General features: G+C 64.2%; 15 protein-coding genes. 11 read left to right on the top strand and 4 right to left on the bottom strand.

The genetic code is table 11. The features are described 5' to 3' along the window. The first annotated feature begins 11 nt into the window (after positions 1 to 11). From QU596_RS04840 to QU596_RS04820, 5 genes are read left to right on the top strand one after another with little or no spacing between them, the layout of a single operon-like run. Positions 12 to 1,613 carry a carboxyl transferase domain-containing protein gene (locus tag QU596_RS04840; protein WP_308517503.1) on the top strand — a complete coding sequence of 534 codons (1,602 nt, stop codon included), beginning with the start codon at positions 12 to 14 and terminating at the stop codon, positions 1,611 to 1,613. Between the two features lie 2 nt (positions 1,614 to 1,615). Further along, the gene (locus QU596_RS04835; RefSeq protein ID WP_308517502.1) at positions 1,616 to 2,086 is read left to right on the top strand and encodes a nuclear transport factor 2 family protein; all 471 of its coding nucleotides are present in this window, start codon (positions 1,616 to 1,618) and stop codon (positions 2,084 to 2,086) included. Further along, positions 2,083 to 3,984 carry an acetyl/propionyl/methylcrotonyl-CoA carboxylase subunit alpha gene (locus tag QU596_RS04830; RefSeq protein ID WP_308517501.1) on the top strand — a complete coding sequence of 634 codons (1,902 nt, stop codon included), beginning with the start codon at positions 2,083 to 2,085 and terminating at the stop codon, positions 3,982 to 3,984. Before QU596_RS04835 ends, QU596_RS04830 begins: the two co-directional genes overlap by 4 nt. Before the next feature lie 32 nt (positions 3,985 to 4,016). After that, on the top strand, positions 4,017 to 4,529 hold the full coding sequence (locus QU596_RS04825) for a superoxide dismutase family protein (protein ID WP_308517500.1): 513 nt from the start codon (positions 4,017 to 4,019) through the stop codon (positions 4,527 to 4,529). Positions 4,530 to 4,570: 41 nt separating this feature from the next. Continuing rightward, entirely contained in the window at positions 4,571 to 5,191 is a 621-nt protein-coding gene (locus QU596_RS04820) for a hypothetical protein (RefSeq protein ID WP_308517499.1), read from the top strand. Here the strand turns inward: QU596_RS04820 and QU596_RS04815 are convergent. The 3 genes from QU596_RS04815 to QU596_RS04805 all read right to left on the bottom strand — a co-directional run bounded on the left by QU596_RS04815 (position 5,188) and on the right by QU596_RS04805 (position 9,525). Then, a complete protein-coding gene (locus tag QU596_RS04815) occupies positions 5,188 to 6,471 on the bottom strand; it encodes a L,D-transpeptidase family protein (protein WP_308517498.1) in 1,284 nt (427 codons plus the stop codon). The two genes, QU596_RS04820 and QU596_RS04815, sit on opposite strands and share 4 nt — an antisense overlap. A gap of 119 nt (positions 6,472 to 6,590) precedes the next feature. Further along, on the bottom strand, positions 6,591 to 7,088 hold the full coding sequence (locus tag QU596_RS04810; protein ID WP_308517497.1) for a L,D-transpeptidase family protein: 498 nt from the start codon (positions 7,086 to 7,088) through the stop codon (positions 6,591 to 6,593). Positions 7,089 to 7,236: 148 nt separating this feature from the next. Next, a complete protein-coding gene (locus tag QU596_RS04805) occupies positions 7,237 to 9,525 on the bottom strand; it encodes an ATP-dependent helicase (protein ID WP_308517496.1) in 2,289 nt (762 codons plus the stop codon). A gap of 826 nt (positions 9,526 to 10,351) precedes the next feature. On the opposite strand from QU596_RS04805, the gene QU596_RS04800 reads away from it, so the two are divergent. The 3 genes from QU596_RS04800 to QU596_RS04790 all read left to right on the top strand — a co-directional run bounded on the left by QU596_RS04800 (position 10,352) and on the right by QU596_RS04790 (position 12,773). Then, positions 10,352 to 11,470, top strand: coding sequence for a lipase family protein (locus QU596_RS04800; protein WP_308517495.1), 1,119 nt, complete (start codon positions 10,352 to 10,354; stop codon positions 11,468 to 11,470). 184 nt (positions 11,471 to 11,654) lie between these two features. Next, on the top strand, positions 11,655 to 12,215 hold the full coding sequence (locus QU596_RS04795; protein WP_308517494.1) for a hypothetical protein: 561 nt from the start codon (positions 11,655 to 11,657) through the stop codon (positions 12,213 to 12,215). A gap of 69 nt (positions 12,216 to 12,284) precedes the next feature. Then, positions 12,285 to 12,773 carry a GAF domain-containing protein gene (locus QU596_RS04790; protein ID WP_308517493.1) on the top strand — a complete coding sequence of 163 codons (489 nt, stop codon included), beginning with the start codon at positions 12,285 to 12,287 and terminating at the stop codon, positions 12,771 to 12,773. A gap of 7 nt (positions 12,774 to 12,780) precedes the next feature. Here QU596_RS04790 and QU596_RS04785 read toward each other — a convergent pair whose 3' ends face one another. Next, positions 12,781 to 13,101 carry a cupredoxin domain-containing protein gene (locus QU596_RS04785; RefSeq protein ID WP_420030943.1) on the bottom strand — a complete coding sequence of 107 codons (321 nt, stop codon included), beginning with the start codon at positions 13,099 to 13,101 and terminating at the stop codon, positions 12,781 to 12,783. A 241-nt stretch (positions 13,102 to 13,342) separates the two neighbouring features. Here QU596_RS04785 and QU596_RS04780 point away from each other — a divergent pair, with 241 nt between their 5' ends. From QU596_RS04780 to QU596_RS04770, 3 genes are all read left to right on the top strand, one after another. Continuing rightward, positions 13,343 to 13,951 carry a DUF4145 domain-containing protein gene (locus QU596_RS04780; protein ID WP_308517491.1) on the top strand — a complete coding sequence of 203 codons (609 nt, stop codon included), beginning with the start codon at positions 13,343 to 13,345 and terminating at the stop codon, positions 13,949 to 13,951. 629 nt (positions 13,952 to 14,580) lie between these two features. Beyond that, positions 14,581 to 15,168 (top strand): protein kinase family protein, encoded by a 588-nt coding sequence (locus QU596_RS04775; RefSeq protein WP_308517489.1) that lies wholly within the window; start codon positions 14,581 to 14,583, stop codon positions 15,166 to 15,168. Beyond that, complete coding sequence (locus QU596_RS04770; protein WP_308517487.1) at positions 15,050 to 16,399, top strand: DNA-packaging protein; 1,350 nt, start codon at positions 15,050 to 15,052, stop codon at positions 16,397 to 16,399. Before QU596_RS04775 ends, QU596_RS04770 begins: the two co-directional genes overlap by 119 nt. Positions 16,400 to 16,456 lie beyond the last annotated feature (57 nt).

Below are 16,456 nucleotides of genomic sequence, written 5' to 3'. Positions count from 1 at the left end.
CCAATAGCGGCATGAGCGCACCGCGTATCGACAGCAAGATTGACACCGGCAGCGACGAGTTCCGCAATCGCGCGGCGCATAATCGGGCGCTGGCGGGGAAGCTGCGCGCGGACGTTGCGCAGGCAGCGCTTGGCGGAAGCGAGAAGAGCCGCGAGCGCCACGTCGCGCGGGGCAAGCTTTTGCCGCGCGATCGCGTCGAGCATCTGCTCGATCCGGGCTCTCCGTTCCTCGAGATCGGGCAGCTCGCGGCGTGCGACATGTACGAAGGCGAGGTGCCGGGCGCGGGAATGATCGCGGGCATCGGGCGCGTCAGCGGGCGGCAGGTGATGATCGTCTGCAACGACGCCACGGTCAAAGGCGGCACTTACTATCCGATGACGGTCAAGAAGCATCTCCGCGCGCAGGAGATCGCCGAGCAGAGCCGTCTGCCGTGCGTCTATCTGGTCGACAGCGGCGGCGCGAACCTGCCGCATCAGGCGGAGGTGTTCCCCGACCGCGACCACTTCGGCCGCATCTTCTTCAACCAGGCGCAGATGTCTTCGAAGGGCATTCCGCAGATCGCCTGCGTCATGGGAAGCTGCACGGCGGGTGGCGCCTACGTTCCGGCGATGAGCGACGAGAGCGTGATTGTCCGCAACCAGGGCACGATTTTTCTTGCCGGGCCGCCGCTGGTGAAGGCGGCGACGGGCGAGGAGATCAGCGCCGAGGACCTCGGCGGCGGCGACCTGCATGCCAAGAAGAGCGGTGTCGTTGACCACCTTGCCGAGAATGACGAGCATGCGCTGAGCATCGTCCGCGACATCGTTGCGACGCTGCCGCCGAGCAGCATCGGCGACATAGAGATGCGCGAACCCAAGCCGCCGCGGTTCGACGGCGAAGAATTGTACGGCATCATCCCGGAGGACGTTCGCGCGCCGTACGACGTGCACGAGATCATCGCGCGGATCGTCGACGGATCGGAATTCCACGAGTTCAAGGCGCAGTACGGCACCAGCCTCGTCTGCGGCTTCGCGCACATTTGGGGCATGCCGGTCGCGATCCTCGCCAACAACGGCGTGCTGTTCAGCGAAAGCGCGGTGAAGGGCGCGCACTTCATCGAACTCGCCTGCCAGCGCCGCATCCCGTTGCTGTTCCTGCAGAACATCAGCGGCTTCATGGTCGGCGGAAAATATGAAGCCGAGGGCATCGCCAAGCATGGCGCGAAGCTGGTCACCGCTGTCGCCACTGCAAACGTGCCCAAAATCACCGTGCTGATCGGCGGCAGCTTCGGCGCCGGCAATTACGGGATGAGCGGCCGCGCTTATTCGCCGCGCTTCCTGTTCACCTGGCCGAACAGCCGCATCAGCGTCATGGGCGGCGAGCAGGCGGCGAGCGTGCTGGCGACCGTGCACCGCGATGCCGACAAATGGACGCCCGAAGAGGCGGAAGCTTTCAAACAGCCCATCCGCGACGATTACGAAGCGCAGGGCAATCCATGGCACGCGACGGCGCGGCTGTGGGACGATGGCATCATCGACCCGGCCCAGACCCGCGGTGTACTTGGCCTCGCCTTTGCCGCAACGCTGAATGCGCCGATCCCCGAGCGGCCGCGGTTCGGCGTTTTCAGGATGTAACAATGTTTACGATTTTACTTGCTCTTGCCGCTCAATCGCCGTCGACGAAGCTCCCGCCCGCTCAAGCGCTCCCACCGCCAACGGTCGACCAGCAGGCGGTGCTCGCGCCAATCAATGCCGCGTTTGCCGCCTTCGAAACGGGCGACAGTGCCGCAATGCTGCGCTATGTGGTTCCCGAAGGTCGGGTCACCGCCGTGGGGAAAGTCCCGGACGGAAGCGATCGTGTCAGGCTGCAGAGCTTCACCGAATTCGCAGCGCGGCTGAAACCGGGAGAAGGTTTCAAGGAGCGCATCACCGATCCGGCGATCGAGATCGACGGCAACATCGCGATGGTCTGGGCGCCCTTTACGGTCGAAGTCGGCGGCAAGCTCGAAACTTGCGGCACCGACCATTTCGATCTGATCCGTCAGAACGGCGAGTGGAAGATCATGAATGTGACCTTCTCCTCGCGGACCACCGGTTGTGGCAAATGATCGGTTCGCTTCTCATCGCGAACCGGGGTGAAATTGCCTGCCGGATCATTCGCACGGCGCGCGAAATGGGCGTGCGGACAGTCGCCGTTTATTCGGACGCCGACGCCAACGCGCTGCATGTCCGGGAAGCGGATGAGGCGGTACGTATCGGGCCTCCGGCCGCGCGCGAAAGTTACTTGGTCGGCGAGAAAATCATCGCTGTGGCGAAGGAGTCCGGCGCCGAGGCCATCCATCCTGGGTACGGCTTTCTCAGCGAGAATGCGGACTTCGCGCAGGCGGTGATCGATGCCGGTCTTATCTGGGTCGGGCCCAAGCCGGACAGCATTCGCGCCATGGGCCTGAAGGACGCCGCCAAGAAACTCATGGCGGATGCCGGCGTGCCGGTGACGCCGGGCTACCTGGGTGAGAACCAGAATCCGGCTCACCTCAAGTCCGAGGCCGGAAAGGTGGGTTATCCAGTGCTCATTAAGGCGGTGGCCGGCGGCGGCGGGAAGGGCATGCGCCGCGTCGACGATGCCGCTGGATTTGACGACGCACTGGACAGCGCCAAGCGAGAGGCCGCGTCGAGCTTCGGCGACGACCGCGTGCTGATCGAGAAATACATCCTGTCGCCGCGGCATATCGAGGTGCAGGTGTTCGGCGACAGCTTTGGCAATGTGGTTCACCTGTTCGAACGCGACTGCTCCCTCCAGCGCCGTCACCAGAAGGTGATCGAGGAAGCGCCCGCGCCCGGGATGGACGAAGAGACCCGGGAGGCTGTGTGCGGCGCCGCGGTGCGCGCGGCCAAGGCCGTGAACTACGAGGGCGCCGGGACGATCGAGTTCATTGCCGACGCGTCCGAGGGTCTCCGCGCCGACCGCATCTGGTTCATGGAAATGAACACTCGGCTTCAGGTCGAACATCCCGTCACCGAGGAGATTACCGGGCAGGACCTGGTCGAGTGGCAGCTTCGCGTCGCGTCGGGCGAGCCGCTTCCGCTGTCGCAGGCTGAGCTTTCAATCAACGGCTGGGCGATGGAAGCGCGGCTGTATGCCGAGGATCCCGCGACGGGATTCCTGCCCAGCACCGGCAAGCTGGATGTGGCCGAATTTCCGGACGAGGTCGTGCGGGTCGAGACCGGCGTGGAGGAGGGGGACGCGATCAGTCCCTATTACGACCCGATGATCGCAAAGCTGGTCGCGACCGGGGAAGACCGCGGCGAAGCGATGATGAACCTCGCTGCGTCCCTGTACGGGCTACGCATCTGGCCGGTGAAGACGAACGCAGCTTTCCTGCTCGCCTGCCTGCAAGACGCGGATTTCCAGAGCGGCGACGTGACCACCTCCCTGATCGCGGATCGCGGCGACGCGCTTTCTGCCGCGCCCGAAGCGGAGGACGCCGACTGGAAGCTCGCCGCGCTGCAGAGCTTTGCGCCCTTCTACGCCCAGTCCGAAGCGCCGATGGCCGGACCATGGACGCAGAACATGGGCTTTCGGATCAACCGGGAAGACAATTCGCACATCACCCTGCAGCACAAGGGGGAGCGGCGGACACTCGATCTGGAGCAGTGCACAGATGCTTCAGGGTTCAGCCTGCCGTTCGACGACGGCGCCTTGGTCTTCCGCGACGCGCAGCCGCTTCTGTTCACGCCGCCCCGCTTCGGCGACGGAGCCTCGCGCGGCATTCACGATGGAGAGATCGTCGCGCCAATGCCGGGCAAGGTGACGTCGGTCGACGTTTCGATCGGCGACAAAGTTGTCAAAGGGCAACGCTTGCTAACGCTGGAGGCAATGAAGATGGAGCATGGCCTGATCGCTCCATTCGACGGGGCAGTGACTGAGCTCAATGCGACGGCCGGAGCCCAAGTGCAGGTGGACGCGTTGTTGGTGAAAGTCGAAGGCAATCCGCCCGCGTCCTGATGGCGCGGCATCGGTTTCGAAGGAGGAAGCAGATGCGCAAACTAGCTATCGTCATTCCGTTGCTAATGAGTGCCTGTGCCTACAATGAACCGCGGGGCGGCGCTGCGATGCCGCTGATTGGCGCCAGTGGCCAGACAATCGGCACTGTTCGCGCGTGGCAGACTGCGGGCGGTGTCAGCTTTCGGATTGACGCGCGCGGGCTTCCACATGGTGTGCATGGCATCCACGTCCACCCGATTGGCCGGTGCGATCCCCCGGATTTTTCGACTGCGGGCACGCACTGGAACCCAAGTGGCCGTGAGCATGGGATGAATAATCCCAAGGGCCCGCACGACGGCGACATGCCCAACGTGACGGTCGCGGCGAATGGGGTCCTGCAGGAAACGGTTGTTCTTCCCAAGGCGACCATGGGCCAATTGCTTGATGCCGACGGCTCGTCGATCATGATACATGCTGGCCCCGACGATTATGTCAGCCAGCCTGCAGGAAACAGCGGTGCGAAGATCGCTTGCGCGGTGATCCGACCGTCGGCCGAACTCCGGTAGCCTTAATCGCTTCTTAGCCCAGCGGGCGTATCGCGCCCGCCATGTTGAAGTTCATCGTTGGCCCGGCCCTGGTGGGCGCCGGATATCTTACCGGCAGCATTTATGGTGCCGATGCCGAGCAACTCGTGCACAAGAGTCCCAGCGCGACGTATGACGGCGTCTCTCAGGCTATCGGCAACATCCGGTCGAGCGGAACGACGTTCTTCGATGGAGGAACGCCGGTGCCCTACGAGATCAAGGTTGAGCGCGATGCCGACAAGCATTTGCTCGTGAGGCTTTATTTTGACGGCAAGCCGGGCGCGGCGGCGGACTTCACGTTCGTACCGCAGAACGACGGCAAGGATACGCTCGTCGTGGCGAAGCTTGACGCCGACCGTGCGGTACTGCGACCGGTGCTCGCCGGAACCAGCAAGGCGCGGCTGGCTTATGCGCCAGACTGGATGCTGAACCTTACCGCCAAACCGCTGTTGCAGCAGCTTGCGACCCAAATCGAGCAGGGTCAGAGAACTGACCTCGGCATGACGTCGGGAGAAGCGCAGGCACAGTGGGAGTCCGGCCTTAGTGAGGAGCAGCGGGCCCAAGTGAGCGAGTGGCGCCAGTACGACGCCACTCGTCCCTCGGTCGATCCAAGTGCCGCCGCGAACGGCGGCAGCGCGAATTAACGCAGCGCGGCAATCTGCCGGTCGCGTCCGTAGACGTCGTCAATGAAGCTTAGCTGATTGCCCTTCACCTGGGCCGTCAGATAGGTCAGGTAGATGGGGACGGGGGCGGGCAGGAGCACGTTTTGCTCGGGCGTGCTTGACGCGGTCTGCGGATCACGGCCCATCAGCCAGCGACCGAGACGCTGGGCATCCTCGAGTCGAATGCACCCGTGGCTAAGGCTCCGATCGTCCGATGCGAACAGGTTCTTGTTCGGAGTATCATGGAGATAGAGATCCGAGCCGTTGGGGAAGGGGATCTTCATCTTGCCCATGGAATTGGCCGGTCCAGGCAACTGGCGGACGCGAACCGTCTCCGTACCCGCAGCTACGGCGCGCCAGTTGACCTTGGCCGGATCGAGCTGCGTGTCGCTGTCGTCTGCAGCCATCACCTGGTAGCCACGAGCCTTGAGATAGCCCGTACCCATGGAAAGTACGTTCGGCGCAATCGTCGAACGCAGGATCTCGCCCGACACGTGCCAATACGGATTTAACGTCGCGTAATAGATCGTGCTGGCGATCATCGGCGTCTGGGTGGAGGGATCGGCCTTCCCGACGATGACCTTCATTGAGTCAACGATCTGACCGTTGTCAATCATGTAGAGCTGCGCGCCCGCGGTATCGACCATGATGTAGCGGCCTTGCGGGGGGTCATCTCGCACTCGGTCGAGGCTCGCCAGCGCGCGGGGATCGATCGCGCCGCCATTGGCTTGCGCGGCTGACCAGGCCGCGTCGCGGATGCGTGCGTAGAGAGGGTTCACCGCTGCAACTTGCGCGACGTGCGTTGCGAGTGACGGAGCTGCAGCCGCTTGGGCCAGGATCGTCCCGGCCGACAGCATGCGCGGCGCGACCCACTGGTCGGCGTACGTCATGCCGGCGGGCGGCGTGCGCAGCGCCTGAACGTACTGGACCCAAGCAGATGATAGCAGGCGGTCCGCATCGTTGCGGGCAGCCCCGTCCCCCGCATTAGCCCGAGCCATCAACGCACGTGCCTGGGCCGCGAGGGCCGGGCCGGTCGAGAGACCGTCGAGCGGTGCGCGCTCTAGCGTCGAAATCAGCGCGGAAGCGGCCGTCGGCGACCACAACGATTTGCCGCCGCGCGACGCATAGAATGCATTGACCTCATTGTCCGCTGGAGCGCGGAAGGTCGCATCGGGGAGTTCGGGAGAATTTGCGGCATTCGCCGGCATGGCGAAAGCCGTCAGCACCGCAAAAGCGGCGCCGGCCAGCATCCGGTTTTTCACGTCTAAACTCGCTTCTTTTTCAGGCTCTTGCGAGCCCACCTGAAGTCCACAACGCTCTTGGCGGGACGAGGTTCAACCGGCCGTTGTGCCGTATGTGAAGCTGTCCCGCCGAAGAACAATTAGGCGCCGATGTAGATCGGAGTGCCGAGGTCGGTGACGGAATACAGCTTCTTGGCGAAAGCGCTGGGCAAGCGCACACAGCCGTGGCTGGCGGGCTGTCCGGGATTGTACCCGGCGTGAAGCGCGATGCCGTACTGATCGATGCGCTGCATCCAAGGCATTGGCGCGTTGTCGTACTTCTTCGAGCGGTACATCGGACGTTTGTCGAGGACCGAGAAAATGCCCGTCGGCGTGTCCTTTCCGGCCTTACCGCTGGAAATGGTCGAGGCAGCAACGATCGTGTCGCCACGGTAGAGATACGCCATTTGATCGGCGAGGCTGACCACGACCCGTTCGGCACCGGCGGATGCCGGCACGTCACGCCAGACATATTGACCCGGCTTGAGGAAGTTGGGGCCGAACGCTTCCATCATATCCAAGCGGGCCTGGCTGGCTGCGTCGGCGGCTTCCAACTGGGCTTCGGGGGTCTCAAGGGCGAGGGCGGGGGAGGCTGCCAAGCCAAGAGTGCACGAGCTCGCAAACGCGAGCGCAAGGGCTATACGCTTCATTTCACACCTGAATTTATTTGTTGACTTTTGACGCAAAAATGCACCGGGCCCGATTCGGGTTCCGCGTTTCTGTCGTTTTAAGAGGGAGAGAGGGCCCTCAGGCGGCGGTGACGAAGCTGTCGAGCACCTTCTTGCGACCGGCATGCTCGAAGTCGATTTCGAGCTTGTTGCCTTCGATTGCCGCGATGATCCCGTAGCCGAATTTCCCGTGAAAGACGCGCTGGCCGAGCGTCAAATCCGTACGGCCCTGGTTACCGAGCGATACGGCGGATGCCCGCGCTTCAATCACCCGCTGCGGCTCGGCGTTGAAATTGCCTCGCGAGGCGCGTTGCCAACCGGGTCCTCGGGTAGAAGCGCGCATCGATTGGGCCGGGCCGAGATGGGCGAAGGGGTCGGCGCGTTCCGACCATTGAGCCCGCCACAAGCTCTCGCCGCCGGTCATCGTGGTCTCTTCATCAATATGCACTTTTGGCAATTCGGCGATGAAGCGGGAGGGGATGCTGCTTGTCCATTGACCGTAGATGCGACGATTGGCGGCGTGGAAAATCGTCGCGCGGCGGCGGGCGCGGGTGATCGCGACGTAAGCCAGGCGGCGCTCCTCCTCGAGGCTGGCAAGGCCCCCTTCATCGAGCGAGCGCTGCGACGGGAACACGCCTTCTTCCCAGCCGGCGAGGTAGGCGATGTCGAACTCCAGGCCCTTGGCGGCGTGGATCGTCATGATGGTGACGCGGTCGCCCTGGCGGGATTCATCATTTTCCATGACGAGGCTGACGTGTTCCAGGAACGCGCCGAGCGATTCATATTCTTCCATCGCGCGCGTGAGCTCGGCGAGGTTTTCGAGGCGACCGCTGCTTTCCGCCGAGCGGTCGGCCTGGAGCATCGCGGTATAGCCGCTCTCGTCGAGCAGGATGCGGGCCAGCTCCGCATGCGGAAGCTCGCCGGCCATCTTTCGCCAGCGTGCGATGTCGGCGACGAAGTTGCCGAGCGACCGGCGGGCTTGTGGCGTCAGTTCATCGCTATCCAGCAGTGCAGCGGAGGCGAGGAGCAGCGGCTGCTGGGCGGCGCGGGCGTGGCGGTGGATCGTCGCGACCGCCTTGTCGCCGAGGCCCCGCTTAGGCTGGTTGACGATGCGTTCGAAGGCGAGGTCGTCGGCTGGCTGCGCGATGAGCCGCAGGTAAGCGATGGCGTCGCGGATCTCGGCCCGCTCGTAGAAGCGGAAACCGCCGATGATCTGATAGGACAGGCCGATCGCGATGAAGCGCTCTTCAAATTCGCGGGTCTGAAACTGCGCGCGGACGAGGATGGCGATGTCATCGAGCGATCCGCCCGAGCGCATGTGCGATTCCGCTTCCTCGCCAACGCGGCGCGCTTCTTCGGGGCCGTCCCATACGCCGATGACGCGCACCTTCTCGCCGTCCCCGGCGTCGGTCCATAAGGTCTTTCCGAGACGGCCGGCATTATTGGCGATCAAGCCGTCGGCGGCGCCGAGGATGTGGCTGGTCGAGCGGTAGTTTTGCTCGAGCCGGATGACCTTGGCGCCCGCGAAATCCTTTTCGAAGCGAAGGATGTTGGCGACTTCGGCGCCGCGCCAGGAATAAATGGACTGGTCGTCGTCACCGACGCAGCACAGGTTGCGGCGCGGTTCGGCGAGGAGCCTGAGCCATTCGTACTGGCCCTGGTTGGTATCCTGATATTCGTCGACGAGGATGTAGAGAAAGCGCTCGCGGTAGCGTTCCAGCACGTCGGGCTGCGTGCGGAAGATGACGAGCATGTGCAGCAGAAGGTCGCCGAAGTCGCAGGCGTTCAACGCGCGCAGGCGATCCTGATACTGGCCGTAGAGCTCGGCGCCGCGGCCGGCGGCGAAGCCTTCGGACTCGCCGGCATCGACCTGCGCAGGAGTCCAGCCGCGGTTCTTCCATCGGTCGATCAGGCCAGCGAGCTGACGGGCCGGCCAGCGCTTTTCATCGATGTTCGCGGCCTGGATGAGCTGCTTGAGGACGCGGAGCTGATCGTCGGTGTCGAGGATCGTGAAGTTCGACTGCAGGCCGACGAGCTCGGCATGGCTGCGGAGCATGCGCGCGGCAACCGAGTGAAAGGTGCCTAGCCAGGGCATGCCCTCGATTGCGCCGCCGCTGATCCGGCTGATCCGCTCCTTCATCTCGCGCGCGGCCTTGTTGGTGAAGGTGACGGCGAGAATCTGGCTTGGCCACGCCTTCCGAGTCGCGATCAGATGGGCGAGGCGGGCGGTCAGTGCTGAGGTTTTGCCAGTTCCTGCGCCGGCGAGCACAAGTACCGGTCCCTCGGTGGTGAGGACGGCGTCGCGCTGCGGTTCGTTGAGCCCCTGCAAATAGGCAGGCTCGGTATTCAATGCAGAGGATTCAGGCACTTGGCCGAAGTAGGGATAAGGGAACGAAACGGCAACTCGTCAGTATCGGCGAAGCGCTGCGAACGGTTGTTACCAATATCCACATTATCCACAGGCCGCGCGTTGAAGATTCCGCTTCCCCGACTCGGAGGCGAGGTGCATTGTCATCAGGTGATCGGGACGGCGGTTCCGGCCTCTGACAAGAACCCGCAAGGGTAGGCGACAGCGGCAGGGCCTAAGATCCGATCTCCGCCGGCAGGCAGTGATCGAATTCTTCGGATTTCGATTGAGGCCAGCTGGTAGGAGGCGCCGGAAGAGAAAATCTTCCTGTCGCGCGACGCGGCTCCCGCGGTTCTTCGGAACCGAGGTGAGCAAAGCGGGACGCGAGAGAGATTTTCCCAAGAAGGGCCGCGGAACATCGGGCGGTTTTCGCTGGGACTTCGGTCACAGCAGGCTGGTTAGATCAGACGACCAGGGAGCCTTCGGGCGAGCTGGACGGCAGATCGGACGGGCTCCTCCTAGAGGGAGCTGCAAGATGGAATGCGACGCCTGAGCTGGTGAGCCAGGATCGAGAAGCGGGGTTACAAACTCATTCGTGAGGGCGGGACCAAGGTAGATCGAATACCGGCAGATCCTTCGCTCGGCGCATTGGGGGCTGGCAGCAATGCCGGCCCCCATTTCGTTTGGGCCTAGCGAGACGAAGGCCTCACCCGGCACGCCATCGGCGCTGCACTCTGCCGCTGGGTCTGCCCGGCAGCGAACTCGATCAAGAAACATGCCCGAAAGTTCAGTCGCTTACGGCTGTTGTCTGCGGTATGCCCTGTGCATCGGCAGCAGGGGCAAAGGCATGCGACGCATCATCGGGGCACTTTTCGGTATCGTTCTGTTCGGGAGCAGCGCGCAGGCGCAGCGCGCGGGCCAGCTGATCGCGGCGGACCCGGTGGCGAGCCAGGTGGCGGGCAGCAACGCCTGGCGCATTCGCTACTGGACCACCGACGAGAATAACCAGCCTTTTCAGGCGACCGGCATGGTGGTCGCGCCGGCGACGCCGTCCGCGCGGCCGCGGCCCGTGCTGGCGTGGACGCACGGGACATGGGGCATCCAGCAAGCCTGTTCTCCCTCGGCCAGCCCGAACTTCTGGGTCCAGACCCCAGGCCTTGGCGCGCTGCAACAGGGCATGACGGTCGTCGCGCCCGATTACATCGGCCTGGGCGGGGGCGGCGGGATGCACCCGTTCCTGGTCGGGATCGCAACGGGCCGCGCGGTGCTGGACGCGGTGCGGGCGGCGCAATCGGTCAATGGCGCGAGTGCCGGACGGCGGTTCGCCGTTTGGGGCGAAAGCCAGGGCGGGCACGCGGCGTTGTGGACGGCGCAGGTTCAGCCGACATACGCGCCCGAACTGCAGCTGGTCGGCGCGGCCGCCGCCGCGCCGCCAACCAACCTGCCGGCCAATTTGCGGCAGGCGCCGAATGCCGGCGCGCGGACCTTCTTCACGGCGCTGATCGCCGCGAGCTGGTCGCAGCATTACGGGATTCCGTTGACCTTCGTCCGGCCGCTGTCCCGCGGCATCATCAACAACCTCGCGAACAAATGCATTTCGGTCGACAGCAAGCCGAACGTGATGACTTTGCTGGGCATCGCGACGTTGCAGCGCAACCTGCGCGACGTCGACCTGGCGTCGACCCCGCCATGGGCGGGCTATGCGGTCGCCAATAGTCCGCAGACGGGCGGCTTCGGCGTGCCGTTGCTGATTGCGCAGAACAGCGGCGACCAACTGGTCGCGCCGCAAGTAACGCGGACCTATGCGCAGGCGCTGTGCCGCAGCCGTCAACGGCTGGCGTGGATCACGCTCAACGGCAGCGGCGGCCATGTCACGAGCGGCAAGGATAGTGCGGGGCAGACGCTCAGCTGGGTCGCGGACCGCTTTGCCGGTCGGCCGGCGCCCAGCGATTGCGGGCGTTTTTGACGGGGTTTTGACAGGGGCTGGGTCCCCGCCTTCGCGGGGATACGCATGGTCCGGAATGGGACGTGTCAGACGGCGCGGGCGCCTTGCGACGAACCGACGGATATAAATTCGCGACCGCCCGTTTGGGCCTTCAGGTGGCAGCGGCGATCGGGCCGTTGGAGCGGCGGGTGCGAAGGAGTGAAACGTGTTCCGCGCGATTGCTGCTTTGGCTTTGGCCACCACATCCGCCCAGACGATGGGCGCCCAGTCTCCCGCCGCCCTAAACCCCGCGAACAGCTGGTGGGAGCGCGTCACTGTCACCGTCAGCGACGACGGGACCACGCATAGCTGCATGTATCAAACGAGCCGCGAAGCTGCCGGCCAGGATTGCTCGACCGAGGGCGGCGCCAACGCCAAGATGCTGGGCGCCAGCGTGTCCGGCGGCCAGCAGAGCGCGAAGGATCAATATTCGCGGATCACGTTCGAGCGGCGCTTCACGCCCGGCGTGACGCCGCAGACCCAGACCCTCGAGCCCGGTGAGACCTTGCTAGGGGGCCAGGTGATGGCGCTGGCGATCGACGCGCGCGGCGCAGTCAAGCATTGCAAGATCGTCGCCACGTCCGGCGCGGTCACGCCGCAATATGGATGCGACGAGGCCGCCGCCGAAAAGTTCGAAGCGAGCGTCGGCGGCGCGAAGTCGAGCGCCGGCTCCCGCGATGGCTACATGACTATCCTGGTCTACGGCCATTCGGAGCATCTGGTCTAAGCAAGCCGTTGCAGTTCCGATCGAGGCGGGCCCGCTGGTAAATCCGGCGGGCTCGTCTAATGTTGCTCCATGGACGAAATAGCGACCGAGGCCGTAGCGCAGGGCGACGACGCCCGCCTGCGGGCGATCCTTAGCGAAGTCTGCGAATTGACCGGCATGGGCTTCGCTGCAGTCGCGAGGGTGACGGAAGACCGTTGGATCGCATGCCAGGTTCTGGACGGCATCGAGTTCGGCCTCAATCCGGGCGAGGAACTGAAGGTGTGCGAGACGATCTGCGACGAGATCCGCGACAGCGGCGAGGGCGTGGTGTTCGACGACGCGAGCACGGACATCAAATGGTCGCGCCACCCGGTCCCGGTCATCTATGGGTTCAAGAGCTACTGCTCGTTCCCCGTTTACTTGGACGACGGAAGTTTCTTCGGGACGCTATGCGCCATCGACCCGGAGCCGCGGAAGGTGAACGACGAAGTCATCGTGCAGACGTTCACCGGACTGGCCCGGCGCGTCGGGAGCATCCTGTCGGAAGGCCAAAGGCTAGGGTCCGCGGCGGTCGCCTAATCCGCGCTCAGTCGACGATGATCTGATTGGTCATGCCCATCTGGGTGTGGAAGAAGTGGCTGCAGTGGGCGGTGTAGGTGCCGCGGGCGGGAACGAGCGTGATCGTCTTCGTCTCATGCCCCCGCAATTCGATCTCCCCGCCCGGCGCCGCGCCGGCGGTGATGCGCGAGGCGCCGAAGAAGGTCTTCGCCGTGAAGTCGTGGCTGCTCCCCGAGCTGTTGACGAAGGTCAGCGTGACCGGCTGACCGGCCGTGAGGTGAACCGGCTTGGGCGCAAAGCTGAAGCTGGAGACGGTGATGGTTTGGGTGGCGGGTTGGGCAGACGTCACAGTTGGGAGGGTAAGCAAACTGACAGCTACGGCTGCGATGCGGAGATTGAGCACGGCGCGACTCCTGTCTGGCGGTGGGGCATAACACGACACGCGGAGTCCAACGAAACAGGTGATTTGGCATCTGGCCACATAGCGAAACGAGGCAGGGCCGTGGTTGAGATTTCTCCGCAGCCATTGGCGCGTTTTCGGCGTCCGCCTGACGTTGCTCGATCCTCATTGGAGTTGCGGAAGGTCAACGATGGCACTCAATCCTAAAACTGGTCAGCGGATGGGCCGTGCTTCAATCCTCACAGAACTCAAGAGCCTGAGCAAAGTGCGGGTGAAGGCGGTTGAAATTGAAGATCATATCGCGCGTCTAAAATCCGAAAGCGATCGCGGCGTTATGATATTGGCCGCCACTCTAATCGAAGATGCGCTGCGCACCGTGCTAGAACGCTTGACGAGATACTCAAACAGCGAAACTCGGGAGGCGATCTTCGGTCCAGACGGCCCTCTTGGCTCTTTCTCGAGGCGCATCGATTTCGCGTTGGCAACAGGGCTAATCATCAAGGAGCGAGCCAACGGCCTTCACACCATTCGATTTATTCGCAATGCTGCGGCCCACGCTCACATAGAAGTCAATTTCGATACTCAAATCGTCAAGCAAGCCTTGGGCACCATGCTTCGTCCCGAACAGGCAGATGATCTAGAGACGTGGCCGCGAACTAATATCCGAAACTTCTACTTACAGATCTGCGGACTCCACGCGGATCAGATCATCGGATCTGTAGAGGGGCCGGAAAGCATTCAAGCATTCTTCAGGACAATGAAGGCTAGCGATCTAAACGCGCTGCATCCGTCGCAGTGAGATTGCGGCGACATAATAGTAGACTCATCGGTCGCTGATACATGGGGCGGACGTCAACAGCACCCAATGGAACGCCGTTCAAGCAATCAATAGCGAAAAACTAACCAAATAGGCAAAATAGTTCTTGACATCGTCACGCTGTTTGGGTACACGTCAGGAACAGTCGAGAAATGCGCCGCGGCGGAGCGGTGGCGTTTAGCGGGTCGCTCCCCTGCGGGAGGCGGCCCGTTTTTGTTGGGGGTGTCGGGAAGCATTCTGCCTGCGTGCAGGGGAGGGCCCGCTTCCGCTCGTTTTGGGCAGTCGCGGGCCCATCGGTTGCGGAGGTCTCAAGCCGAAACCGACGGCGACTCCATTAACAGAATTAACATGGATTTAACAGCCGGTTTCGGTGGCTGGGTCGCGGGTGCTTCGTTGCGCGATCTGTGTGCTGCGCGGGGTTTGAGGATTAGGGCTGGGTCCCCGCTTTCGCGGGGATGACGAGAGGGGTGGGTCGCCGCTTTCGCGAGGATGACGAGAGGGGTGGATCCTCGCCTTCGCAGGGATGACGAGCGGGCTGGGTCCCCGCTTTCGCGGGGATGACGAGGAGGCCGGGTGCGTGCCTTCGCCGGGATACAAACGAGGAGGGCGCCGTGGGGCGGAAGAGGGAGCTGACGCTGGTGGGCGGCAGGGAAAGGAAGCTGCGCAAGCGCGCGGTGCGGGACTGGTCGGCGGCGAAGGCCAGGGCCTTTCTGGGCGTGCTGGCGGAGACTTGCAACGTGTCCGAGGCGTGCCGGCGGAGCGGGGTGCCGATGACGGTGGCCTACCGCCAGCGGAAGCTGGACGCCGGCTTTCGCGCTTCGTGGATCGAGGCGATCGGCGTTGCCTATTCGCGGCTCGAGCTGATCCTGCTGGAGCGGGCGTTCAGCGGGGTCGAGCGGGTCATCCGGCACAAGGACGGCAGCGAAAGCCGGATGCGCGAATATTCGGACGCGCTGGGCCTGAAGCTGTTGCAGATGCACCAGCCGACGGCGGCCGAGGCTAATGCCGATCTGCCCCCCGAAGACGTCGACGAAATTCGCGAGCGGCTGGTCCGCAAGCTGCAGCGGTTGAAGAAGCGCAATGAGCAAGAGCAGGAAGCGGAAAGAGCCCAATTACGGAGTGCTGCGCGAGGAAATGGCGATGCTGTCCGATGCGACGCCGGAGCAGCAGCACAAGATCATCAAGGGGATGACGATTGAGCGGCTGGCGTGCCTGGACGCGGAGTTCGAGCATTGGGCGCACAAGAACCAGCTGCCGCCCGACGGGGAGGGCTGGCGCACCTGGCTGATGATGGCCGGGCGCGGGTTCGGGAAGACGCGCGCCGGGGCGGAATGGGTTTACAGGTTGGGGAAGAACCGGCCGAACAGCCGGATCGCGTTGGTCGGAGCGACGATCGCCGAAGCGCGGAGCATCATGGTCGAGGGCGTGAGCGGGTTGTTGAGCGTGGCGCGGCGGCACCGCGTGAACCTGCGGTGGGAGTCGAGCCTCGGGCGGCTGCGCTGGCCGAACGGGAGCGAGGCGCATCTGTTCTCGGGCGACAATGCGGACGGATTGCGCGGACCTGAGCATCACTTTGCCTGGGCCGACGAGCTGGCGAAATGGCGCCAGGCGGAGGAGGCGTGGATGAACTTGCAGATGGGCCTGCGCGGCGGGCATCGGGCGCGCGCCCTCATCACCACGACGCCGCGGCCAGGGCCGCTGCTCGAGCGGATCCGCGACGATAAACATACGGTGACGACGACGGGGCGGACGAGCGACAACATCAACCTGGACGAGCGGTTCGTGGAGATCATGACGTCGACCTACGGCGGGACGCGGGTGGGCGCGCAGGAGCTCGACGGGGTGCTGCTGAAGGATGTGCAGGGGGCGTTGTGGACGCGGGAGATTTGCCAGCGGTCGCGGGTGGAACGGCCGGCGACGTTCGATCGAATTGTGGTTGGCGTCGATCCGCCAGCGGGGGCTGGCGAAACGTCCGATGCCTGCGGGATCGTGGTGGCGGGCGCGCGCGGCGGGCGGCTGTTCGTAATGGAGGATGCCAGCGTGCGCGGTCTGTCGCCTGAAGGCTGGTCGAACCGCGTGGCGGCCGCGGCGGCGCGCTGGGACACGGCGCAGGTGGTGGCCGAGGCCAACAACGGCGGGGCGATGGTGCTGAGCGTGCTGCAGGCGGCGGACCTGGGGCTCAACGTGCGGCTGGTCCATGCGTCGAAGGGCAAGAGCGCCAGGGCGGAGCCGGTGGCGCTGAAGTTCGAGAGCGGGAAGGCGGCGTTCGCCGGGGAGTTTCCGGAGCTAGAGGGCGAGCTGTGCGGAATGATTGCCGGCGGCGGGTACGAGGGGCCCGGGCGGTCGCCCGACCGGGCCGATGCAATGGTGTGGGCGATGACAGCGCTGAGCGTGACGCGCGGCGGGCTGCCGCGGGTGCGGCGGCTTTAGCATCCAAATAGGTTCAGGAGTGACGAGCGATGGGGTGGTGGTTTGGCCGCAAGTCTG

The organism is Sphingomonas flavescens (assembly GCF_030866745.1).
Classification (GTDB): domain Bacteria; phylum Pseudomonadota; class Alphaproteobacteria; order Sphingomonadales; family Sphingomonadaceae; genus Sphingomicrobium; species Sphingomicrobium flavescens.
This window is presented reverse-complemented; position numbering and strand designations above follow the sequence as displayed.